Annotated in this window: 20 protein-coding genes and 3 pseudogenes; 11 read left to right on the top strand and 12 right to left on the bottom strand. The window is 74.6% G+C overall.

Annotated features, from left to right (window positions below):
• From VR45_RS23595 to VR45_RS23585, 3 genes and pseudogenes are all read right to left on the bottom strand, one after another.
• Positions 1-331, bottom strand: a pseudogene (locus tag VR45_RS23595) (hypothetical protein); the annotation flags it as partial.
• A 239-nt stretch (positions 332-570) separates the two neighbouring features.
• The gene (locus VR45_RS23590) at positions 571-1,740 is read right to left on the bottom strand and encodes a polysaccharide deacetylase family protein (protein ID WP_199925987.1); all 1,170 of its coding nucleotides are present in this window, start codon (positions 1,738-1,740) and stop codon (positions 571-573) included.
• A 378-nt stretch (positions 1,741-2,118) separates the two neighbouring features.
• Positions 2,119-2,550 carry a hypothetical protein gene (locus VR45_RS23585; RefSeq protein WP_159394330.1) on the bottom strand — a complete coding sequence of 144 codons (432 nt, stop codon included), beginning with the start codon at positions 2,548-2,550 and terminating at the stop codon, positions 2,119-2,121.
• Positions 2,551-2,908: 358 nt separating this feature from the next.
• Between VR45_RS23585 and VR45_RS23580 the strand changes: the two genes are divergently transcribed.
• The 4 genes from VR45_RS23580 to VR45_RS23565 all read left to right on the top strand — a co-directional run bounded on the left by VR45_RS23580 (position 2,909) and on the right by VR45_RS23565 (position 8,359).
• The gene (locus VR45_RS23580) at positions 2,909-3,757 is read left to right on the top strand and encodes a serine/threonine protein kinase (RefSeq protein WP_234326093.1); all 849 of its coding nucleotides are present in this window, start codon (positions 2,909-2,911) and stop codon (positions 3,755-3,757) included.
• A gap of 7 nt (positions 3,758-3,764) precedes the next feature.
• Positions 3,765-5,459, top strand: coding sequence for a serine/threonine-protein kinase (locus VR45_RS23575; RefSeq protein WP_234326092.1), 1,695 nt, complete (start codon positions 3,765-3,767; stop codon positions 5,457-5,459).
• 73 nt (positions 5,460-5,532) lie between these two features.
• On the top strand, positions 5,533-6,633 hold the full coding sequence (locus tag VR45_RS23570) for an ionic transporter y4hA (RefSeq protein ID WP_045941826.1): 1,101 nt from the start codon (positions 5,533-5,535) through the stop codon (positions 6,631-6,633).
• A 346-nt stretch (positions 6,634-6,979) separates the two neighbouring features.
• Positions 6,980-8,359 carry a geranylgeranyl reductase family protein gene (locus tag VR45_RS23565; RefSeq protein WP_078896771.1) on the top strand — a complete coding sequence of 460 codons (1,380 nt, stop codon included), beginning with the start codon at positions 6,980-6,982 and terminating at the stop codon, positions 8,357-8,359.
• A 133-nt stretch (positions 8,360-8,492) separates the two neighbouring features.
• Here VR45_RS23565 and VR45_RS42595 read toward each other — a convergent pair whose 3' ends face one another.
• A complete protein-coding gene (locus VR45_RS42595; RefSeq protein WP_052709318.1) occupies positions 8,493-8,927 on the bottom strand; it encodes a peptidase inhibitor family I36 protein in 435 nt (144 codons plus the stop codon).
• A gap of 614 nt (positions 8,928-9,541) precedes the next feature.
• On the opposite strand from VR45_RS42595, the gene VR45_RS23555 reads away from it, so the two are divergent.
• Positions 9,542-10,336, top strand: a complete 795-nt coding sequence (locus VR45_RS23555; RefSeq protein ID WP_052709317.1) for a hypothetical protein — start codon at positions 9,542-9,544, stop codon at positions 10,334-10,336.
• 59 nt (positions 10,337-10,395) lie between these two features.
• Here VR45_RS23555 and VR45_RS23550 read toward each other — a convergent pair whose 3' ends face one another.
• Positions 10,396-10,734 carry a hypothetical protein gene (locus tag VR45_RS23550; RefSeq protein ID WP_159394329.1) on the bottom strand — a complete coding sequence of 113 codons (339 nt, stop codon included), beginning with the start codon at positions 10,732-10,734 and terminating at the stop codon, positions 10,396-10,398.
• Between the two features lie 542 nt (positions 10,735-11,276).
• Between VR45_RS23550 and VR45_RS45875 the strand changes: the two genes are divergently transcribed.
• From VR45_RS45875 to VR45_RS23530, 4 genes and pseudogenes are all read left to right on the top strand, one after another.
• A complete protein-coding gene (locus VR45_RS45875; RefSeq protein ID WP_052709315.1) occupies positions 11,277-11,729 on the top strand; it encodes a hypothetical protein in 453 nt (150 codons plus the stop codon).
• Positions 11,730-11,794: 65 nt separating this feature from the next.
• Positions 11,795-12,313, top strand: coding sequence for a hypothetical protein (locus VR45_RS45870; RefSeq protein ID WP_159394328.1), 519 nt, complete (start codon positions 11,795-11,797; stop codon positions 12,311-12,313).
• Positions 12,313-12,654, top strand: a complete 342-nt coding sequence (locus tag VR45_RS23535; RefSeq protein ID WP_045941812.1) for a hypothetical protein — start codon at positions 12,313-12,315, stop codon at positions 12,652-12,654. The genes VR45_RS45870 and VR45_RS23535 overlap by 1 nt, the downstream gene beginning before the upstream one ends.
• A gap of 78 nt (positions 12,655-12,732) precedes the next feature.
• A pseudogene (locus VR45_RS23530) lies at positions 12,733-13,290 on the top strand (DJ-1/PfpI family protein); the annotation flags it as partial.
• Positions 13,291-13,454: 164 nt separating this feature from the next.
• On the opposite strand, the gene VR45_RS48920 reads toward VR45_RS23530, so the two are convergent.
• Together VR45_RS48920 and ligD are read right to left on the bottom strand one after the other, a co-directional pair.
• Positions 13,455-14,309 (bottom strand): DNA ligase, encoded by an 855-nt coding sequence (locus tag VR45_RS48920; protein ID WP_107084250.1) that lies wholly within the window; start codon positions 14,307-14,309, stop codon positions 13,455-13,457.
• A 135-nt stretch (positions 14,310-14,444) separates the two neighbouring features.
• A pseudogene (gene ligD, locus VR45_RS48915) lies at positions 14,445-15,323 on the bottom strand (non-homologous end-joining DNA ligase); the annotation flags it as partial.
• 188 nt (positions 15,324-15,511) lie between these two features.
• On the opposite strand from ligD, the gene VR45_RS23520 reads away from it, so the two are divergent.
• A complete protein-coding gene (locus VR45_RS23520) occupies positions 15,512-15,808 on the top strand; it encodes a putative quinol monooxygenase (protein WP_045941811.1) in 297 nt (98 codons plus the stop codon).
• Positions 15,809-15,960: 152 nt separating this feature from the next.
• On the top strand, positions 15,961-16,560 hold the full coding sequence (locus VR45_RS23515) for a GNAT family protein (RefSeq protein ID WP_045941810.1): 600 nt from the start codon (positions 15,961-15,963) through the stop codon (positions 16,558-16,560).
• Positions 16,561-16,617: 57 nt separating this feature from the next.
• Here VR45_RS23515 and VR45_RS23510 read toward each other — a convergent pair whose 3' ends face one another.
• From VR45_RS23510 to VR45_RS23490, 5 genes are all read right to left on the bottom strand, one after another.
• Positions 16,618-17,022, bottom strand: a complete 405-nt coding sequence (locus tag VR45_RS23510; RefSeq protein ID WP_159394327.1) for a DUF3592 domain-containing protein — start codon at positions 17,020-17,022, stop codon at positions 16,618-16,620.
• Between the two features lie 24 nt (positions 17,023-17,046).
• Positions 17,047-17,967: a hypothetical protein gene (locus VR45_RS42590; RefSeq protein WP_052709314.1), complete on the bottom strand. Its 921-nt coding sequence runs from the start codon at positions 17,965-17,967 to the stop codon at positions 17,047-17,049.
• 256 nt (positions 17,968-18,223) lie between these two features.
• On the bottom strand, positions 18,224-18,868 hold the full coding sequence (locus VR45_RS23500; protein WP_078896769.1) for a TetR family transcriptional regulator: 645 nt from the start codon (positions 18,866-18,868) through the stop codon (positions 18,224-18,226).
• Positions 18,865-20,013, bottom strand: a complete 1,149-nt coding sequence (locus VR45_RS23495; protein WP_045941808.1) for a saccharopine dehydrogenase — start codon at positions 20,011-20,013, stop codon at positions 18,865-18,867. Before VR45_RS23495 ends, VR45_RS23500 begins: the two co-directional genes overlap by 4 nt.
• 56 nt (positions 20,014-20,069) lie before the next feature.
• The coding region (locus VR45_RS23490) for an MmcQ/YjbR family DNA-binding protein (protein WP_045941807.1) at positions 20,070-20,294 on the bottom strand (225 nt) is incomplete at its 5' end.

Genomic DNA, 20,294 nt, shown 5'->3' with positions numbered 1-20,294 from the left:
CGGCGCGGCGGTGCGGCGCGACGACGAAGCCGCAGTGGTCGGCCGCGCCCGCGCCGGAGCCGAGCACCGTCAGACAGGGGACGTCCAGCGGCGCGCGCGGGTGGAGCCGCTGGACAGTGCGCAGCAGGGGGAGTACGGCGTCGATCCGGCCGTCCCCGTCCCGCCACACCACGATCTCGCCGTCACCGGCGGTCGCGCCCAGCGTCTCCCACCAGGCGAGGGTCCACTCCGGTGTGCTGAACCAAGCGCTTCCGGCCTCGCCCGCCGCCAGTTCGCGCCAGCCGTCGACCACGTCCGTCGGCAGCGCGGCCGTCCGGTGGCGGACCGGCACCGTGCGCGCCGTGGCCGACCTTCGCCGCGCCGCCCCCAGGTCTCGCGCTCCCACGTTTCCTGCCCCCACGCCCCTGCCCCCAGGTCTCCGCCGCCCCGGTGCGCCGCCGGTCGGCGCTCCGGTCGCGGTCAGGTCCGTATTCTCCCGGATTCCCGCCCCCGAGCGACGCGGTTCGGCTTGCTCCCCTGCCGGTACCGGGCGTCACCGGCAGGGGAGTTGGCGCGCCTGGCCGCGGGCGGTCAGCTGCCGCCGCGCAGGTGGTGCACGGCGGGGTGGAGCCCGGACAGGATGGTGTCGAACCGGTCCCGGCCCGTGGTCGAGTTGACCCGCAACCGGCTGATCCGCAGCGGGTGCGGCGGCAGCAGCCGGTCGTGGCGGTGGTCGAAGAGGAAGCCGATCCGGTAGCCGAGGCGCCGCAGTTCGGCGTCGGCGCGGGGGTCGATATTGCCGTTGGGGTAGGCGAAGGCGGTGGGTTCCTCGCCGCCGAGCCAGCCGGTGAGCGCCTCGTGGGCGCGCCGGATCTCGTCCCGTACGGTGCCGCCCTCGCAGCGGTCGAGGCACGGGTGGCCGGCGGTGTGGTTGCCGACCGCCACGCCGTTGCGGGTGAGCATCAGCAGATCGGCGGGGGTGAGCTGTTCCTGGCGGGGGGCGCGGGCCCGGGCGCTCTCCCGGAGTTCGGCCAGCGCGGCCCGGCGCTCCCCGTCGGGGAGGGTCTTCAACCGGCGGACGGCGTCGCCCGGCGGGCAGTCGGCCAGGCTGCGGGCGGTGCCGCCGTGGGCGGCGAGGAACGCGGCCTCGGCCCACCAGAACGGCTGGTCGCCGCCGATGAGGTCGGTGACCACGAAGGCGGCGGCGGGGATGCCGAGCCGGGTCAGTACGGGCAGGCCCTCGGTGAGCACGGTGCGGTCGCCGTCGTCGAAGGTGACCAGCACGCTGCGGGGCGGCAGGGCCCGGCCGGTGCGCACGGCCTCCTCGACGGCCGCGAGCGGGACCGGGCGGGCGACGCGGACCAGGCGCTCCATCTGGAGCGCGAACACCCGGGGGTCGTCCACCCCGTGGTAGGCGAGGACGGCCAGCCGCCGGGTGGCGGCGAGCCGGAACAGCGGCTGGAGCGGCGAGTTGCGCAGAACGGCGTCGACGGTGGCGCGGCGGCCGGCGAGCCGTGCCCTCCGCGGGGCGGTGGCCGGTGCCGGTGCCGGACCCGGATCCCCGGTCGGACTCGGACTCGGATCCGCGGCCGGTGCCGGTACCCCGGTCGGTGCCGGGTCCGTTCTCGTGGCCGTCCCGGTGGCGGTCCCGCCGCCCCTTCCGACGGCCGTTCCGACGGCCGTTCCGGTGGCTGTCCCGTCGGCTGTTCCGGTGCTCGGGCCGTGCTCGGTCCCGGTCGAATGCGCGGTCCCCTCGGGCATGGACACGCTCCCCCCTTCCTCCCCGTGTGATGCTGCGGCGGCGGGGGTGGGACATGTCGCACGGGCAGTTCCGGCCGTTCGGCACAGGTCTGCCCGGTGGGCGGCCCGCCCCGTCCACGAATTCCCAAGATAGAGCAAAAACCCATGCTCCGAACCGGGTTGTGCGTTGCGGACGGGCTTCGGGGAGAGGTTGGCGAATTCGGCGACGCACCGGTGACCTGTGCGACGGCTGGGAGCATCCTGAGTGATTGCTGGTGGGAGCGGGGGCGGGTGCGCTGGGAGGGAAGCGGTCCGGCCGCCGGTTGCGGACCCGGCGGCCGGCCGTGGCCGGGGCTGCGGGGCCCCGACCGCGTCACCCCTTCCTCGCCCGACGGGGCCTCAGAAGGGGTAGGTGCAGGTGGTCACCTGCTGCGCGGCCTCGAGGGCCGGGCCGGCGGTGGCGCAGACCATCTTGAGGTCGCTGGTGACCACGCGGGGGGTCACGGCCTTGGCGGAGCCCTTGGTGACGGTGGTCGCCGAGGCGGCGGGCAGCCACGGGCTGCCCCAGGCGCGCTGAGTGCGTACCTCGACCTTGACTATCGTCAGCTGCCCGGGCGCGGCGGCCACCTGGGCGACACCGACGAATCCTCCGCCGTCCTTCTCCTGCCAGACGCACGGCTGGTTCAGCACCGTCGTACAGGAGACGCCGCCCGCCCCGTTCGTGACCGAGGTCGTGCCCTCGGCGGTGACCGTCGCGGCCGTGGCCGGAGCGACCGTGGCCGCCATGATCCCTGCCGCCGCGACCATCAGAGCTGCGATACGAGCGTTCATGATGTCAACCTCCTTGGAATGAAAGGGAATCTCACTCTGTGGGATGAGTCTTGCACAAAATATGGACGTGTCTCGTGTGTGCTGCATCACACTCATGGTGACCGTTCAACTACAGCTTGCAATCTCACCAGTGACCTCACGATTACCGTCGGGTGTCACTCCGCCGACGAACGGGTGCCGCCCTCCGGTCCGCGGCCCTCGCTCTCTGGTCCGCGGCCTCGCCTTCCGGTTCGCGGCCTCCCGCCCCGGTCCCCGCGCAACTCGCGCGCCACGACGCGGCGTTCACTCGTTCGGGTGGCGTGGCGCCCATAGGTCGTTCGGGCAGCTACGATCGGGCCGACCCCCGGAGGTGACCTGGATGAACACGGTCATCGTGCAGTTGCCCGACCCCCGCCCGCCGGTCCGAGCCGACCGTCGGTTCGCCCGGCTGCCGCGGCCGCCCCGCAGCGCCCCGCCCGCCCGACCGGCCCTGTTGCACCTCGGGCCGGGCGACAGCGTGGAGTTCGGGCGCGGCGAGCCCGGCCGGCCGCTCGCCGTGCCGATCCCCGACCTCGGCGTGTCGCGTCGGGCCGGCGAGATCACGGCCGCCGAGGACTACTGGCGGCTCTCCAACTTCAGTGCCACCGCGACCTATGTCGTCGAGAACCTCGAAGGTGCCGGCGAGCACGTCAAGGTCGCGCCCGGACGGCTCGGCGCGCCGGTGCCGTTCGAGTTCTCCCGGGTGCTGCTGCCGGCCCTCGGCGAGCCGGTCGCGTTCAAGGTCTTCGCGCCCCAACACGCCTATCTGGCAGGCGGAGCAGGCGGATCGGAGGGCCCGGACGCCGGCGGCGCGCCAGGGGTCGGGTACGGCGAACCGACGGTCAGCCCGTTCGCCCTGGACCCGGGGGCCAAGTACTTCCTCGTCCTGCTCGCGCTCTGCGAGCCGCGCCTGCGCTCGCCCTCCGCGGCGGCCGTCCCCGGCGTCACCGAGGTGCTGGCCCGGCTGCGCTGCCTGCCCTCCTGTCGCGACCTCACCCGGTCGGCCGTCAATTACCACATCGACTACCTGGTCGGCAGCAAGCTCCGGCTGCGCGACCCGGCCGAGCCGGTCGACCCCGGGGGAGCCGGCGCCGGCGGCAAGCGGGAGGAACTCGTGGCGCTGGCACTGAGGTTCGACCTGGTGCGGGAGGAGCACCTGGTGCTGCTCCCGCCCCGGCGCGGCGGGTGACCGGGCGGTGGCGCCACGCGCGGTGGACCCGCCCGGAGCCCGACCGCCCTGCGGTGGGGCGGGGTTCGCGGTTCCGGCGGGCTATCCGGTCGGGGGCTACCTGGTCGGCGAGCGGATCGGGGCGGGCGGCTGGGGCAGTGTCCACGCCGCCCGCGCAGCCGATCCGGATCGCGCGGCGGGCGGCGAACTCGCCGAAGTGGCGGTCAAGTTCCTCCATCCGGGGCGGCTAGGGCCGGGGCAGCGGCAGGCGGTCGCCCAGGTCGCCAGCAGCGAGATCCGGTTCAGCCGCCGCGCCGACCATCCGCACCTGATCCGCACCTTCGCCGTGCTCACCCTCACCGACCCGGACCGGCCCGAACTCGACGGCGCCGTGGCCCTGGTGATGGAACGCGCCGAGCGCAGCCTGCACGACCTCCTGGCCGGGGCCCGGCCGCCGCACCCGCCGCCGGGCGCCGAGCGGATCCTGGCCGAGGTCGCCGCCGGGCTCCGCCACATGCACGGCTCCGGCTGGGTGCACGGGGACCTCAAGCCCGGCAACGTCCTGCTGATGGCCGACGGCACCGCCAAACTCGCCGACTTCGGGCTGACCGCGGAACTGGAGGGCACCCACGCCTACGCCCCGCCGCTCGGCTCGCCGGACCACGTGCCGCCCGAGTGGTGGTCCGAGCGGACCGGCGCGCGCGGTGCGGCGCTCCGCCCGAGCGCCGACCTGTGGGCGTACGGCGTCCTCGCCCACCAGGTGCTGACCGGCGGACTGCACCCCTTCCTCGGCGCCACCGCCCGCGCGCGCTCGCTGGCGGCGGTCGCCTACGCGCGCGGCAGCGCCCCGCTGCGGCTCGACGCCGCGCTCGACGCCGCGCTGCCGGAGCGGTGGCGGCCGCTGGTCACGGCCTGCCTGACGGCCGACCGGCAGCGGCGTGCGCAGCTGGACCTCGCCGCCCTGCTCGCCGGTGCCCTGGGCGTGAGCGGGGACGGTGGCGGGAGCGATGACGGGGGTGCCGACGTCGCGCCAGGCCCCGTCGCACTGGGCCCCGTCGCACCGGGTCGACGAAGGACCCGGCGCCGAACCGCCAGGCGCGCGGCGCTGCTGCTCGCCGCCGCCGCGACGCTGCTCCTCGTCACCGGAGCACCCGAGCGGCCCGCGCCCTCCGGCCCCACGTCCGGCCCCACGTCCGGCGCCGACGCCCCCGCCGTCCCCGTGAGCCTCGTCCCCCCGCCCCCTGGCGCCATCCCGCCCGGCGCCGACGTCCCCGCCGCCCTGCGCGGCCCGATCGAGGACGCCGCCCGCCGCTGCCCCGAGCCCGAGGTCACCCCGGCGCTGCTGGCGGCGATGCTCAAGGCGGAGTCCGGCTTCGACCCGGCCGCCGCCCGCCCCGCCACCGGCGAGTACGGCGTGGCGATGTGGACGCCCGCGGTCTTCAACGCCTGGGCGCAGGACGCCGACCACGACGGAGTCAAGAGCTATCTGGACCCGGACGACGCCATCGCCGCGATGGGCGGCTACGTCTGCTGGCTCGGCCAGCGGTTCAAGCAGCGGGGCTTCCCCGCCGCCGAACTGCCGGCCCTGGTGACGGCCGGCTATCGGACGAGCGACAAGACGGTCGCCGACGCCGGCGGCGTCCCCGAACGGGTGAAAGCGCATGTCGCACGCGTGCTCGGCTACCTCGCCGAGTACGGCGGGAGTAGCGTGGCGGGGCCATGAGGTCGGCCACATCCGCCGCCTCCCCGGCGGCGTCGCCACGGAACCCGGGCTTCCGGATGGGATGCTCGGCGGCATGTTCACCAAGCTCCGACCGCTCGTCATGCAGTGGACCACCGTCGTCCCGCTGCTGGCCCTCCTCGTCCTCGTCCTGACCTGGCACCGCGACCTCCCCGGCTGGGTGGTGGGGGTGGTGTCCTGCTTCCTTGCGGGTGCCGTGCTCGCCGCCGTGCACCACGCGGAGGTGGTCGCCCACCGGGTGGGGGAGCCGTTCGGGTCCCTGGTGCTCGCGGTCGCGGTGACGGTGATCGAGGTCGCGCTGATCGTGACCCTGATGGCGGACGGCGGGGACAAGTCGGCGACGCTCGCCCGGGACACCGTGTTCGCGGCGGTGATGATCACCTGCAACGGCATCCTCGGCCTGTCCATCCTGGCCGCGGCCATCAAGCACCGGGTGGCGGTCTTCAACGCCGAGGGGACGGGCGCGGCGCTGGCCACCATCGGGACCCTCGCCACGCTGAGCCTGGTCCTGCCGACCTTCACCACCAGCTCGCCCGGCCCCCAGTTCAACCCCGCCCAGCTGGCCTTCGCGGCGGCCGCCTCGCTGGTGCTGTACCTGCTGTTCGTGGCCACGCTGACGTTCCGGCACCGGGACTACTTCCTGCCGGTCACCTCCGAGGGCAAGGTTCTGGACGAGGAGGACCACGCCGACCCGCCGAGCGCCCGCGCCATGGTGTTCAGCCTGGTGCTGCTCGGCGTGGCGCTGATCTCGGTGGTGGGCCTGGCCAAGGGCGTGTCGCCGACCATCGAGTCGGCGGTCGACTCGGCGGGGCTGCCGTCCTCGGTCGTCGGTGTGGTGATCGCCCTGCTGGTCCTGCTGCCGGAGACCATCGCGGCCCTGCGCGCCGCCACCCGCAACCGGGTGCAGACCAGCCTCAACCTGGCGCTCGGCTCGGCCCTCGCGAGCATCGGCCTGACCATCCCGGCGGTGGCGATCGCCTCGCACTGGCTCTCCGGTCCGCTGGTCCTCGGCCTCGGCCCCTCGCACCTGGTGCTCCTGGCGCTCACCCTCGTGGTCGGCACCCTGACCGTCATCCCGCGCCGGGCGACCCCGCTGCAGGGCGCGGTGCACCTGGCGATCCTGGCGGCGTACGTGGTGCTGGCGATCAACCCCTGAGCACCGCCCGCCCCCGTGCGGAGCGGAGCGGGACGGCAGAACGGGCCGGCGACCTGGTGAGGTCGCCGGCCCTTCGTTCGTCCCGCTCCGCTCGCACCGGTCGGGGCGGGACGAACGAAGGGCCTGGCCGGTTTACGGCGCGGGCGAAGTGATGGTCCGACTGATCCACCGTCAGCATCCGGCCACTCCGGGGCGCGGGACCCGTGCGCCGGAACCGCCCGGAGCGGCCGGGCGGGCCGCCGGATGCCCGCGTGTCGGGTGCGGCGCGACCGCCGGGCTCCATATCGTCGGGTGTCCGCCGAATCAGCCGAGTCCGCCGCAGGACCGACACCCGTGGGAGCGTCGTATGCCCGGCCCAGCACAGCAGCCGTCCACCCGCCCGGCTCACCCGTCCGACCCGTCCGGCGGGACCGCCGCCGTCGAACCGGCCGCCGCCGAAGCGTCCGGGAACGGCGCCGACACGGCCGACGTCATCGTGGTCGGCGCGGGCCCCGCCGGCTCCACCGCCGCCTACCACCTCGCCCGGACCGGCCTGGACGTCCTCCTGCTGGAGAAGTCCGCCTTCCCCCGGGAGAAGGTCTGCGGCGACGGCCTCACCCCGCGCGCGGTACGGCAGTTGATCGATCTCGGCATCGACGTCTCGGAGTCCGCCGGCTGGCTGCACAACCGGGGACTGCGGATCGTCGCGGGCGGACACCGGCTGGAACTCGACTGGCCGGAACTCTCCGCCTTCCCGGGCTTCGGACTGGTCCGCCGCCGCGCCGACTTCGACGAACTGCTGGCCCGCCGCGCCGCCGCGGCCGGCGCCCGGCTGGTCGAACGGGCCAACGTGGACGGCCCGTTGCTCGACGAGCGGACCGGCCGGATCACCGGCGTCACCGCCCGGCTCGGCGAGGAGCGCCGCCCCGTCGCCTACCGCGCGCCCCTGGTGGTCGCCGCCGACGGCAACTCCACCCGGCTCTCGCTGGCGATGAAGCGCTACCGCCGGACCGACCGCGCGATGGGCGTCGCCTACCGCACCTACTTCACCACCCCGCGCCACGAGGACCGTTACCTGGAAGCCTGGCTGGACCTGCGCGACCCGTCGGACCGGGACCGCCGCCTCCTGCCCGGCTACGGCTGGGTGTTCGGCATGGGCGACGGCACCGCCAACGTCGGCCTGGGCGTCGTCGACACCGGCGCGGTGTCCGGCGAGGTGGACTGGAAGCAGCTGCTCCGCCGCTGGTGCGAGAACCTCCCCGCCGAGTACGGCTACCACCCCGAGGCCGTCACCGAACCCATCCGGGGCTCCGCCCTCCCGATGGGCCTCAACCGCCAACCCCACTACGCCGACGGCCTGTTGCTGATCGGCGACGCGGGCGGCACGGTTAGCCCGGCCACCGGCGAGGGCATCGCCTACGCGATGGAGTCCGGCCGCTACGCCGCCGAGGCCGTCGTCCAGGCCCTGGCCCGCCGCACCGACCGAGGCCGCGACCTCGCCCTGCGCGCCTACCCCCAGACCCTCCGCGCCGCCTACGACGGCTACTTCGCCCTCGGCCGCCTCACCGCCGCCGCCCTGAGCCGCCCCCGCCTGGTCGGCGCCGCGGGTGCCGCCGGCCTCGGCAGCCCGGCCGTCCTGCGGGCCGCCTTCCGCCTGATGGTCAACCTGACCGAGCCCAACTCCCGCGACGCACTGGACCGCCTCCTCCACATCCTCGGCCGCCTCGCCCCGAGCAGCCGGGGCTGACCCACCGGCCCGGCCCGGCCTTCGGCCCCGGCGCACCCCTTCGGAGGCGCGGGACCCGAAAGGCCGGGCCGGACCGGTGGTCAGGGCCTTCGACCGGCCCAGCGATTCCCGCGGAGCCGCTGCCCCGGAATTCTCAGGGGCAGTACTGGAAGAAGTCGAGGCACTGCGACGCGTTGTTGTTCTTCAGCTGGTCGTTGAGGTTGGCGCCGGTCAGGCGCTTGATGTACTGGCTCGGGCCGCTGTTGTTCGAGTTGAAGTAGACCGTCACGCTGTAGTTGAGGTTGAAGTTCCACGCCGACGCGGCGTTGTTCTTCACGTACGACCCGGCGCCGTTGCCCCCCGAGAACCTGTACCAGTTCGGAGCGCCGTAGTTCTCGGGGGTCTGCGAGTTGCCCCGGCCGTCCTCGAACGTGGCGCCCTTGAAGTCGGAGTTGAAGTAGAGGCAGAAGTCGCTCCCGCTGCACGTGCCCGGGTTCGGGGCGGCGGAAGCGGCCGGTACCGAAAACGCGAGACCGCCGGCGGCGAGCAGCGCCGCGACCCCGATCCTGATGTTCCCCGTGAGCTTCATGGACACCTTTCGGGTGCTCGAATCGGCACGTCGAACCGGATCGGGGACCGAAGTCCGGGCCGCCGGCGGCCCGCTCGAATCGCGGTTCCGGCCGGCTCCGAATCGGCTGACGCCCCGGAGGTGGAAGTACGCCCGTCCCACCGGGCCCTGAGTATCATCAGACGGCGCCCCACCCCGGTCAAGGCTCCTGACGGTCACTCACATCAGTTGCACGGTAAGGAACACGGGGATATTCGACCTCTCCGTGACGTATGCCAACAGCACGACCGCTCCCGGACTCGGCGTCCATATCGGGCGAACGCGGACGCACCGTGTACCCGGGGCCACGGGGCAACGGGAGCGGACGGCCGTCCGATCGACCGGAATGCCTGTGCATCACCAAGAAATCGGAAACAGCCCCGAAGGGACCGAATGCCGTGCCGCGCGGAAATCCGATGATTCGAGCGACCCTTCTTCTGGCGGGACTCGTCGCCGCGACGTCCGCGGCCTGCACGAGCGCGGGCGGACCGGATTCGCGCCACGTGCCGGACTCCCCGGCACCGGATTCCCCGGCACCGGCCGTCTCCGCTGCCGCCGTCCCGGAAGCCCCCGCTCCCGCCGTCCCGGACGTTCCCGTGCTCGTGAGCACCTCGGACCGGGCGCTCCCGGTCGAGAAGTACCTGGTCAACCCGGAGGAGAACGCGAGGATGGAGCGCGGCTGGGCCCGACTGGTCTCGACCTGCATGAAGAGGTTCGGGCTGGACTACGAGCCGCCGGTCCGCGAATCACACCGACGCACCGGCCAGACCGCGCACCGGTACGACCCCACCGACCCGGCCGTCGCCGCCGTCCGCGGGTACCACGGCGACGCCTCGGGGGACGGGTCTACGCCGCCTCCGGCCGAGTCGCTCTCCCCGGACGTGCGCCTCGTGCTCGGTTCGGGAAGCGGGGCGCCCCAAGCTCCGGGGGGTTCCCGGGAGGGGGTCTTCCGCGGGATTCCGATCCCCCCGGGCGGATGCGCGGGCGAGGCCCAGGAGGCGGTCAGCGCGGGCGGCGGCACGTTCCAGGACGCCCAGGTGGCCGTCGACGTCAACTTCGGCAACTACCGGCGTTCGACGGCCGACGAGAGGGTCATGGAGGTGTTCCGGAAATGGTCCTCGTGCATGAAGGCGAACGGATTCGACTACGAGACGCCGACCGCCGCCGCGAACGACCCCGCCTGGCACTCCCCGGCCCCCTCGGCGACCGAGCTGGCCACGGCGGTCGCCGATGTCCGGTGCAAGCGGGAGAACAACGTGGTCGGGGTCTGGTTCGCCGTCGAATCCGCCTACGAGGAGCGGGAGATCGGGGAGAAGCTGCCGGAACTCACCCGGGTGCGGGAATCGATCGACATCACCCTCCGGAACGCGGCGGCCGCACTGCTGCCCTGAGCGCCGCCGCCCCGGACCGGCCGCCGGCCGTGGCGAACACCGTGCCGCCGGCCGTCGGTTCACCCGGACGAGGCCTGGTCGTCGAACCAGGCGCGGCCGGCGGGGGAGAGGAAGGTGCGGAGGACGAAGGCGCCGAGGGCGATGCCGGTGAGGGCGGCGAGGGAGCCGGTCAGGAGGAGGAGGGCGGCGGTCGTCACCGAGAGGGCCTCGATGACGACCACGGTGGTCCTGGTCCAGCCCGCGCGGCGGGAGGCGAGGCCGGCGCAGGTGCCGAGCAGCAGGCCCACCAGGACGGAGGTCATCGCCATGAACCGCACCGGCGCGACCTCCCCGCCCTGGTTGCGGCCGAGGGCGGCGAGCAGCATGAGGCCCGCGAATCCGCTGAGTGCGGCGTGCACCCACACGCCCGCGACCGCCCATCTGACCGCCGGTGGCATTCGCCGCGCTGCCCACTGGTCCGTCATCGCTGACCACCCCCGGTCGTCGAGCGGCCCTGGCCGGTGGCCGGGCCGTACCGGCGAGGATCGGGGCCGGTCCGGCGGGCTGTCAATGGAACGGATGCGCTCCGCGTCGGCGCGGTCACCGTCCGCCGCTGGTTGCGAGGGCTGTTCCGACCCGAGCTTGGGGGCGTGACCCGACGAGCCGCGCGCCCCCGGGAACCGGTCCGCGCGGGGGGCGCGTCACGGAGGCCACTGTTCCGCGAGTCGTCCTCGTCCGGTGCGGAGGTGCGGGCGGTGAGCGGGGTGATCATGGCTCGATCGTGGCACGGCCGGGCGCCGGTGCCGAGCGTATTCCGGACAGCTGCGAGTCGTCACCCGGAGTGACCGAACGAGGGGTGGCGTGCGTGCCGTCCGCGGCGGTCGCGCCGGGCGGAGCCGGGGGTGCGGGCCTAACCTGGAAGGGCGCGCCGGTGCGTGGTGCGGAACGGGAACGGTGGGCCATGACGGTCGTCTCGACGGCACTCTTCGGGGCCGGTTGGCGTGCGACGTCACGCGGTTCCGCCGCCCTGCTGCGCGAGTGCGCGGCACGGGGCTGGACGGTGGTCCTGACCGCCCCCGGCCCGAGCGGGACCCCGGCACTCACCGTGACCGACCCGGGCCGCGATCCGGTCCGGGTGGCCCTCGACCTGGTCGACGGCAAGCCGTCGCACGCCGTGTTCGTCGCCGCGAGCGCGCCCGAGGTCCGGGTCGCGCGGCTGGCCGGAGTGCCCTGTGTCGCGGTGCTCGGCCCCGGGGCCACGGCTGCGGAGGTGCGGGCGGCGGGTGCCGCCGAGGTGCACCCCGACGTCGCGGCCCTGCTGTGTGTGCTGGACGACAGCCTGCTCGCCCGTCCGCGGGCGTTCGGCGACCGTCGCCCGGCCGCCTCCGTCGCCCTCGCGGGCCGGAGCGGTTAGCGCACCCCCCACCGGGCAGTCGCCCGGAGGGGATGTCGTCACCGGACGTGCCGGAGGTGACCGAGATGGACGGACCCGCGTTGAGCGGACGGGAGCAGCGGCTCCTCGCCGAGATCGAGTGCGATCTGAGCCAGGACACCCGCCTCGACCGGCGGTTGAGCACGATGGGAGCCGAACGGCCGCGCCGTTTCGGGAGCGCGCTGCGCGGCCTCGGCCGCCGATTGCCGACCGGCGTGCTGATGACGGCACTGGTGATGGCGGCGCTGTGCCTCAGCATCGCGGTGCGCAAGCCGACGGCCGTCGTGGCGATCGCCACGGCCGCCGTGTGGGTCGGCAGCGTGATGATCGCGGCCGGCCTGTCGGTGGTGCTGCGCCGCCACCGGCGGCACCGCGTGGACCCGGTGGACGGCTCGCCGGACCGCGGGGAGCGCTGGGGCCGGGGGCCGTGGCCCGGTGAGCACCGCAGCTGGGGCCCGTACCGAGACCGGCGAGACCGGGGAGACGGTCGGACCGACGGCCCGGGGGACGACCGCGACGACCGGGGCCGCCACGAACGCCGCCCGTGGGACCACCCGGAGGCGTGATGACCACCGACCTGCGGGAGTACCGCCCGGGCTCCCACCATGCCGCCGACCTCACCCTGGTCGGCTACGACGTCGAGGCGACGGACGGCCCGCTCGGCCGGGTCGAGCAGGACGCCGGGGACCACCTGCTGGTGGACACCCGGCCGTGGGTGCCGGGCGCCCCGGTCCTGGTCCCGATCGGGACGGTCGCCCGCGTCGACCACTTGGAGCTGGTCGTCCAGCTGGACTGCCCGCGCGCCCGGGTCCGCATCGCCCCGCCGCCCGCCGCGGTCGAACTGACCGGGGACGGCCCGGCTGCCGCCGACCGTGCGACCCGGTCCGGCGCGCGCGTCGGGAGCTGAACCGGTGCGGGCCGTGGCGTCGGGAGCCGAACCGGTGCGAGCCGTGACGGTGGGCGGGCGGCGAACGGGGTGGCCCGGATGCCGCTGACCGTCCTCACCGGCCGGACGATCGCCTTCCTGGTCGCCCCCGAGGGCGCCGAGCAGGTGGACCTGACCGTCCTCTGGCAGGCCGTGGCGGAGGCCGGCGGCACGCCGCGGCTGCTGTCCACCCGCCCCGGACTCGTCGACGCGTACCGGCACCTCGACCGGGCGGACGCCTTCCCGGTCGACGACGTGGTCGGCCTGGCACACCCGGACGCCTACGACGGCCTGGTGCTGCCCGGGGGAGTCGCCAACCCCGACGTCCTGCGGCTGGACCGCGCGGCCGTGGCCCTCGTCCATCAACTGAGCGCCGCCGGCCGGCCGGTCGCGGTGACCGGCCACGGCGCATGGACGCTCATCGAGGCGGACGCGGTGCGCGGCCGCACCCTCACCTCCTGGCCGAGCATCCGCACCGACCTGGTGAACGCCGGTGCCTACTGGGTCGACGAACCGGTCCACGTCTGCCGGGACGCCCCCGGGCTGCTGGTCTCCGGCCGTGGACCCGGCGACCTGCCGGCCTTCACCGAGGCCCTGGTGACGGAGTTCGCGCACGCCCGGCCGGTCGGGGGCCCGCACCCGCCGTGGGCCGTCGCGCACGAGCCGGCCCCGTCCCGCCACACGGAGGCAGGGGCGGAGGCAGCGGCGGAGGCGGGCGCCGAGGCAGCGGCGGAGACGGAGGCGGAGCGGGACTGACGGAGCGGCACTGACGGCGCGGGCGCTCAGTCGCCGCGCAGGCGGACGAAGAGGGCCGTCGGCGGCCGGCCGGTCACGGTCACCTCGGCCCGCAGCGGGACGGTCAGCGGCCGGACGTCGCCGTACTGCGGATCGTGGACGGGCGCGCCGAGCCGTCCGGCCGCCAGCTCCGCCACCTGCCGGGACTGGAGCGGCGACAGCGGCGGGGAGGACAGCAGCACCCGGCCGTCGTCCAGCTCCAGGACCACCGCCCGGGGCCGCGCGGCCGGTCCGGTCACGGCGCGGACGGTGGCGTCCACGGTGTCGCCGCGCCGGTACTTCACCCAGACCCGGCCCGCCCCGCGCGGCCGGTACGCCGAACCGGCTGCCTTGCAGACCAGCCCCTCCACGCCGGTGTCGGCGAGCTGCTCCATCCAGGTCAGCGCCTCGGCCCGGTCGGTGGTCGCCAGGACCGGCTGGACCGGCGGCGGCACCTCGGCCAGCGCGGCCAGCAGCAACCGCCGCCGGTCGGCCAGCGGCAGGGAGCGGACGTCCCGGCCGGGCAGGGCGAGCACGTCGAAGGCGATCAGCCCCAGCGCCACGCCCTCGGCGGCCCCGTCCCGCCTGGTCCGCAGCAGCTCCTCGAAGGCGAACCGGCCACCGCGCCAGGCGACCAGCTCCGCGTCCAGCACCAGTCCGGCCGGCAGCCGGGCGACGGCGGTGGCGATCGGCGGGAACTCGGCGGCGAGGTCCCGTCCGGAGCGGGACTGCAGGAACGGCGGGCGGTCCGGACCCCGGGCGAAGGCCACGCAGCGGAAGCCGTCCAGCTTCAGTTCGTAGAGCACCCCGGCGCCGCCGAGGCCGTCCGCCGGCGGCACGGCGGGCACGGCGGCCGGGCGCATCACCTCCACCGGGGGCGTCAGGACCACCGGGTCGCGGCCGCCGGGGGGCGCGGCGGCGGAGGTCTTGGTTCCGGTTCCGGTTCCGGTTCCGGCTCCGGCTCCGGCTCCGGTGTGGGTCCGACGCGGCGCGGCCGTGGGCAGCGGCCGGGCCCGCGCCGGGTCGAGCAGCGGCCCGAGCGGATCGCCGTGGGCCGCCAGCCGCTCCGGCACCTCGGCGATCGTGAACACCAGCTCCGCCGCCGACCCGGCCGCGTCCAGCTCCGCCCAGGACAGCGGCGCCGACACCGTCGGCCGCTCCTGCGCCCGCACCGTGTACGGGGCGGCCGTGGTCTTCTTCGCCGAGTTCTGCGACCAGTCGACCAGTACCCGGCCGGTGCGGCGGGCCTTCGCCATGGTGTGCACGACCAGCTCCGGGCGGGCCGCCTCCAGCTCGGCCGCCAGCTCCTTCGCGTAGGCGGACACCCGGGCGCTCGGCGTCGGCTCCAGCGGCACCAGCAGATGGAGGCCCTTGCCGCCGGAGGTCTTCACCCAGACGTCCAGACCGTCCGCCGCGAGCCGCTCGCGCAGCAGCCCGGCCACGGTGCGACAGGTGAGGACGTCCGCCCCCGCGCCCGGATCGAGGTCCAGCACCAGCCGGTCGGCCAGCCCGGGCGCGGCGGCGTGCCACTGCGGCACATGCAGCTCCAGACAGCCCAGGTTGACCACCGAGAGCAGCCCGGCGCCGTCCTCCAGCACCACCTGGCGCAGTTCGCCGCTGTTGCTCGGCACCTCCACCGTGCGCACCCAGTCGGGCGTGCCGGGCGGCGGGTTCTTCGCCACGAACACCTCGGCCGCCACACCGTCCGGGCAGCGCAGGAAGGACACCGGGCGGTCGCGCAGATGCGGCAGCAGGGCGGTGTGGACGGCGGCGTAGTAGCGCAGGACCTCGCCCTTGGGCGTGCCGGTCCGGGGGTAGTAGACCTTGTCCAGGTGCGAGAGCGCGAGGGTGCGCCCGTCGACCGTCATCTGCGGCATCGCCGCCTCCGGGGCTGCGCGCGTTCCCGGGTCCACCGGGCCCGTCGCGGCCAGTCTGCCTGCGACGGGGGCGCGGCGCGAGCTGTCCCGGCTGGGCCCGCCGTCGGTGCGACGGCCGGAATAGGTGGTGCCCGGGCTCTGTTGGCCACCGGTGATCGCTGATGATCACCGGAACCCAGGGGGACGTAATGAGTGGACCGATCACCGCTGTCGCCAGACTGAAGGCCGCACCGGGGCAGGAGGAGCTGGTGCGGGCCCAGGCGCTCTCGCTGGTCGCGCCGACGCTGGCCGAGCCGGGCTGCCTGTTCTACCGCCCGTACCAGGACCCGCTCGACCCCGCGTCCTGGGTGGTCGTCGAACAGTGGGCGAGCCGGGCCGACTTCGACGCCCACCTCGCCGCGCCGCACATGGCCGAAGCCTTCGCCGCCGGCGCCACCCTCCTGGCCGGCCCGCCGGACCTCCAACTCCTCACCGACCTGGCCTGACAGCCGAACGGATGACCGGGACGGCGACCACCGGTGGTCGCCGTCCCGGTCAGGACAATTGGGCTCGGTCCGCTCCACCGTGACGGCGAGCCCTTCACCACCGCCCCCACCTCGGCCCTCGTCCGGTGATCCCGCGGATAGGCTGGGCAGCCATGACCCCACTCCGCCTGACCGGCCCCAACCTGGTGCTGCGCGAGGTCGAGCCCGAGGACACCGGCGACCTCCTGGCGATCTACGGTGACCCCGAAGCCACCCGGCACCTCAGCTTCGAACCCCGCACCCGCGAGCAGGTCGACGCGATCACTGCCCGCTCCATCGACTCCGCGCACGCCACCCCGCGTACTGAGTACTGCCTGGCCGTCACCCGACGCGGCGAGCATCCGCTGATCGGCTACGCGCGCCTGGCCGCCGAGCCGCAGCAGGCCGCCACCATCGGCTTCGCCCTCCACCCGGCCGCATGGGGCAAGGGCCTCGGCACCGAGACCGTCCACCTGCTCTGCGCCCTGGGCTTCAACGTCCTCGGCCTGCACCGCATCTGGGCCGCCCGGGCACCGCTCAACGAGGCCTCGGCCCGGACCCTGCTCCGGGCCGGGATGACCGAGGACGGCCGGATCCGGGACCACGTCTTCGTCCACGGGGCGTGGCGCGACTCGATCACCTACTCGATCCTGGAACACGAGTGGGCACCGATCGGCGGCCTGGTTACCGACGGCGCCGCTGAATCCGATCGCGGACCCAGCCCGGCAAGGTGATCCCGTGCTGCCCGAGCCGCACATCGTGATTCCCGGTATCGCTGGGTTCGCCCGCCGTCACAACGAAATGAACGCGGCGAACAGAAACAGGGCGGAGAAGCCGGCCAGGAACAACGTGAGACAGCCGTACAGCCACGGGTTGGCGGGCCCGTCGAAGCCGGGGATGACGATCAGTTCGGGTCGGCGGGGGTGGTAGGCGACCTCGACCTGTTCGCCCGGGCTGAGCGGGCAGAAGCCCGGCATGCCGGTGGCGCTTTCCGCCAGCACCGTTCTGCCGTTCGGAAGGGTGAAGCAGATCACCGGGTGGTGCTGGAGGTCTCCGTCGCCGTCGGTGTCGGTCCGGATGTGGTCGACCTTGCCGACGGCGCGCGCGCCGTGATTGCGTATTCGGTGCACCCGGACGGTCTCCCGTGCGCCGTAGCAAGCACCGAGGCCGAGCAGGCAGCCAAAGCCGACAACCACAACGTTCGTGGCCGGAGTTTATGCTCAGATGCTCAACTGATCGGCCGGACAAGGCCCGGTCGGGACCAGGCTGCCGAGGACCAGTCCAACTGATCGTGCCGCACAAAGCGCCTCCCTGGCACGGGCCGCCCCGCTTCGGGCGACCGTCCCGTCTCCCCCGGGCGCGGGCGTGCGCTCGCCGAGGCCCGCGCAGGGGCGGCAGATGCCCGGCCGCGGTACGGGGTCGTGGCACTGGGCGCACTCGGCGTACCGGGCCGGCGCGAGCCGTACGACGGGCTGCACGGGCGGCATCTTGCGTTCCAGGCGGTGGCGGAGCACCGCGGCCGCCGAGTGCACCGGGGTGGGCAGGCCCGGCAGAAGGGCGTGGGCGAGGTCGGCTTGGGTCGCGCCGCGCTCCAGCCACCGTGCGACGAGGGGTGCGAGTTCCTCGGCTTCGGCCTGGCCGAGCCGCAGGCGCGGCTCGGGGCGGATCACCCGGAACAGCGTGGCGACCGCCTCGCGGACCTGTTCGTCCGGCACCGTCATGGGCTGTTGGGCGGTCTCCTCCTGCTCGGCGGGGAGGGAGGTTTCTTGCACCAGGTCCTTTACAAGGACGTCAGTGCCACCGGCGGTCGCTGCACCGGAGACCGGACGGGTGACACCCGGAGCCGTTGGCTGCGGAGTGTCGTAGACGTGGGTCTCGGTGATGATCGTGCCGTCCGGCATGCGGATTCTCTCGACGCGGTAGAAGCCCGCCTCGGCCAGTTCCTTCAGGGCCTTGCGGATCGCTCCTCGGCCCTGGGGGCTGGTGTCGGCCATGTGTCGGCCGTCCTCGCGCCAGCCGTCGGGGCGGGAGAGGAGGTCCGCGAGCAGGCCGCGGGCGGTGTAGGACAGCCGCCGGTACTGCAGGACGGCGTTGGGCAGCACGGTGAAGTTGCGCACGTGGGCGCTACGATGGACGCGCATCGGGAGTTTGGGCTCCTGTTGCCGGACCCCGGGGTGTTGGTAGCACCGCCGGGGTCGCCTGTTTTCGGTTGGCGCACGGAACGTAGCACACAGGCTGTTCGGGGATCGACGTGATCGGCGAGCGATCACCACCGCACTCGATCCGTTCTCTCCTGACCTCCAAATGGCAGGATTCGAAGTGCAGTTGGCGCGTTGTCGCACTGCCGACCGGACAGCGTGTGCGGCGTGGCGCCAGGCGGTACTGAGCCTCCGAAGGTCAGGGCCCGAGCAGGGCGAGGGCGGTGCGGACCAGGGTCTCGTCGGTGGCGGGGTCGCGTTCGCCCGCCACGTCGGAGCGGAACAGGGAGGCGCCCTCGATCAGCATGATGAACACCCCGGCGCGGGCCCGCTGTTCCTCCTCCGGCAGGTCGGGGTGGCGGCGGGCGAGGAAGGCGGTCACCTGGGTCCGGTAGTCGCCGTAGAAGCCTCGGACGGCCGCCGCCACGGTCTCGTCCCGGGCGGCCAGTGCCCACACCTCGACGAACAGGCGCATCAGGCGGGCGTCCTCCTGCTCGGCCAGCAGCGTGGTGACCACTCCGGCGGCCGACTCGGGGGCATCGTCGTCGGCGGAGAGCAGGGGCGCCAGCCGTTCCGCCGACCGCCGCAGCACCCGCTCCAGTACGGCGGCCACCAGGTCCGCGTGGGTGGGGAAGTAGTACTGGAGGTGGCCGAGCCGTACGCCGGCCGCCGCGGCCACGGCCCGCATCGTCCACTCCGGTCCGCCCTCGGCGACCAGGACCTCCTCGGCCGCGTCCAGCAGGGCCTCCCGCCGTTCCGCGCCCTTCCGCCCCCGCCCTCGTGCCGGGGTGGCGGACGGGTCGGGCGAAGCGTCATCGGTGCCCCGGTCGGGTGTGGTGCTCATGCAGCAGCATCCAAGCCCGGAACGGAGCTGATGTCGACCGTGACCCCCAGGGCGGCGAGGTCGGCCACCACCCGGCCCGGCCGGGGTGTCTGCTCGGGGAAGGAGACTCCGGCGGGTGCCGCCGCCGCGCCGTCCGAGCCGAGGGCGCGGCGGAGGGCGAGCAGGCCGCCGACGGCGGTGAGGTGGGCCTGGCCGGCCCGGTCCTCGACGACCGCGGTGAGGGTGCGGCCGGCGTGCCCGACGTCGACGCGCAGCAGCGCGGTGCCGCCCGCGCCGGGGGAGTACAGCAGGGCGCGGCGGGCGGACTGCCAGCGCTCGCCCCGGCCCCAGCGGAAGAAGCCGGTGTGCTTGGCGGCCAGCAGGGCCCGGGTGCTGAGGTCGGAGCTGAAGCCGATCCGGGTGGTGGCGGTCGTGGTGCCGAGGGTGAGCGGCAGGGTGAACTGCTCGGGCGTGTCGATCCGGGCGACCCGGGTGGGGTGGTCGCCGATCCGGACGGTGTGCGCCTCGGTCAGCGGGGCGACGGTGCGGCGCCGGCCCTCGCTGATCACCTCGTAGTCCAGCCCCAGCCGGTCCATGAACTCCACGGAGTCCGCGCCGGCCCGGTCGGCGAGGTCCCAGCGGATCGCGGTCTCGACCCGGTCCGCCCCGCCGAGGCGTTCGGCCAGCGCGGCCGCGACGAGTCCGACCACGCCGCCCATCCAGGCCGAGGAGAGCAGCACCGGCGCGGTGGGGCGCAGCAGCGCGGCCACGGTGGCGGCGCGCTGGAGCCGGACGGTCCAGCGGGTGACGTCCACGTACGGGACGCCGGCGCGGGCCGCCGCCCGCAGCACCCGGTCGTCGGGGTCGTTGACGACGCCGACGACGGCGCTCACCGCCGCGCCGAAGGGGGCGGGGTCGGCGAGGTCCCAGCGGCGGACGGCGGCGTGCGGGGCGCCGCCGAGTTCGCGGACGAGGGCCGCGCCCCGCTGCTCGGACCGGCCGGTGAGCAGGACGGGGCGCTCGGCCGCGACCAGACGGGCGAGTTCACCGCCGACCGTCCCGTAGCCGCCGACCAGCAGGACCGGTCCGCGGGGGTCGAGCGTGAGGAGGTCGAGGCTGTCGTGCTTGTCGGTGTCGGGGGTCCGGGTGTTCTCCGAAGTGGTCATACGCAAAAACTAGGTCACGTGACCTAAAAATTACATCAAGGCGTGACGGCATCCGGTCACGGCCCGGCACTCCGGCCGGTCACGAGGGCGTGCGCGTCCGCGACCAGGTCCTCCACCCGCCCCCAGTCCACCGGCGGGACGTCGAGGCGGACGCCGATCCAGCCCCGGTGGCCGACGTAGGGCGGGCGGAAGAAGAGCTCCGGCTCCTCGGCGACCAGGAACTCCTGCGCTCCGGCGGCCGCCGGGCACCAGAACGCGAGGCGGTCGTCGTGGTGGTGGTC

Source organism: Streptomyces sp. NRRL S-495, from assembly GCF_000966955.1.
GTDB lineage: Bacteria > Actinomycetota > Actinomycetes > Streptomycetales > Streptomycetaceae > Kitasatospora > Kitasatospora purpeofusca.
This window is presented reverse-complemented; position numbering and strand designations above follow the sequence as displayed.

Excerpts from the sequence above, each read along its gene's own strand:
- VR45_RS23590 (WP_199925987.1), bottom strand. The coding sequence starts at position 1,740 with ATGCCCGAGGGGACCGCGCATTCGACCGGGACCGAGCACGGCCCGAGC.
- VR45_RS23585 (WP_159394330.1), bottom strand. The coding sequence starts at position 2,550 with ATGAACGCTCGTATCGCAGCTCTGATGGTCGCGGCGGCAGGGATCATG.
- VR45_RS23580 (WP_234326093.1), top strand. The coding sequence starts at position 2,909 with ATGAACACGGTCATCGTGCAGTTGCCCGACCCCCGCCCGCCGGTCCGA.
- VR45_RS23570 (WP_045941826.1), top strand. The coding sequence starts at position 5,533 with ATGTTCACCAAGCTCCGACCGCTCGTCATGCAGTGGACCACCGTCGTC.
- VR45_RS23565 (WP_078896771.1), top strand. The coding sequence starts at position 6,980 with ATGCCCGGCCCAGCACAGCAGCCGTCCACCCGCCCGGCTCACCCGTCC.
- VR45_RS42595 (WP_052709318.1), bottom strand. The coding sequence starts at position 8,927 with ATGAAGCTCACGGGGAACATCAGGATCGGGGTCGCGGCGCTGCTCGCC.
- VR45_RS45875 (WP_052709315.1), top strand. The coding sequence starts at position 11,277 with ATGACGGTCGTCTCGACGGCACTCTTCGGGGCCGGTTGGCGTGCGACG.
- VR45_RS45870 (WP_159394328.1), top strand. The coding sequence starts at position 11,795 with ATGGACGGACCCGCGTTGAGCGGACGGGAGCAGCGGCTCCTCGCCGAG.
- VR45_RS23535 (WP_045941812.1), top strand. The coding sequence starts at position 12,313 with ATGACCACCGACCTGCGGGAGTACCGCCCGGGCTCCCACCATGCCGCC.
- VR45_RS48920 (WP_107084250.1), bottom strand. The coding sequence starts at position 14,309 with ATGCGCCCGGCCGCCGTGCCCGCCGTGCCGCCGGCGGACGGCCTCGGC.
- VR45_RS23520 (WP_045941811.1), top strand. The coding sequence starts at position 15,512 with ATGAGTGGACCGATCACCGCTGTCGCCAGACTGAAGGCCGCACCGGGG.
- VR45_RS23515 (WP_045941810.1), top strand. The coding sequence starts at position 15,961 with ATGACCCCACTCCGCCTGACCGGCCCCAACCTGGTGCTGCGCGAGGTC.
- VR45_RS42590 (WP_052709314.1), bottom strand. The coding sequence starts at position 17,967 with ATGCGCGTCCATCGTAGCGCCCACGTGCGCAACTTCACCGTGCTGCCC.
- VR45_RS23500 (WP_078896769.1), bottom strand. The coding sequence starts at position 18,868 with ATGAGCACCACACCCGACCGGGGCACCGATGACGCTTCGCCCGACCCG.
- VR45_RS23495 (WP_045941808.1), bottom strand. The coding sequence starts at position 20,013 with ATGACCACTTCGGAGAACACCCGGACCCCCGACACCGACAAGCACGAC.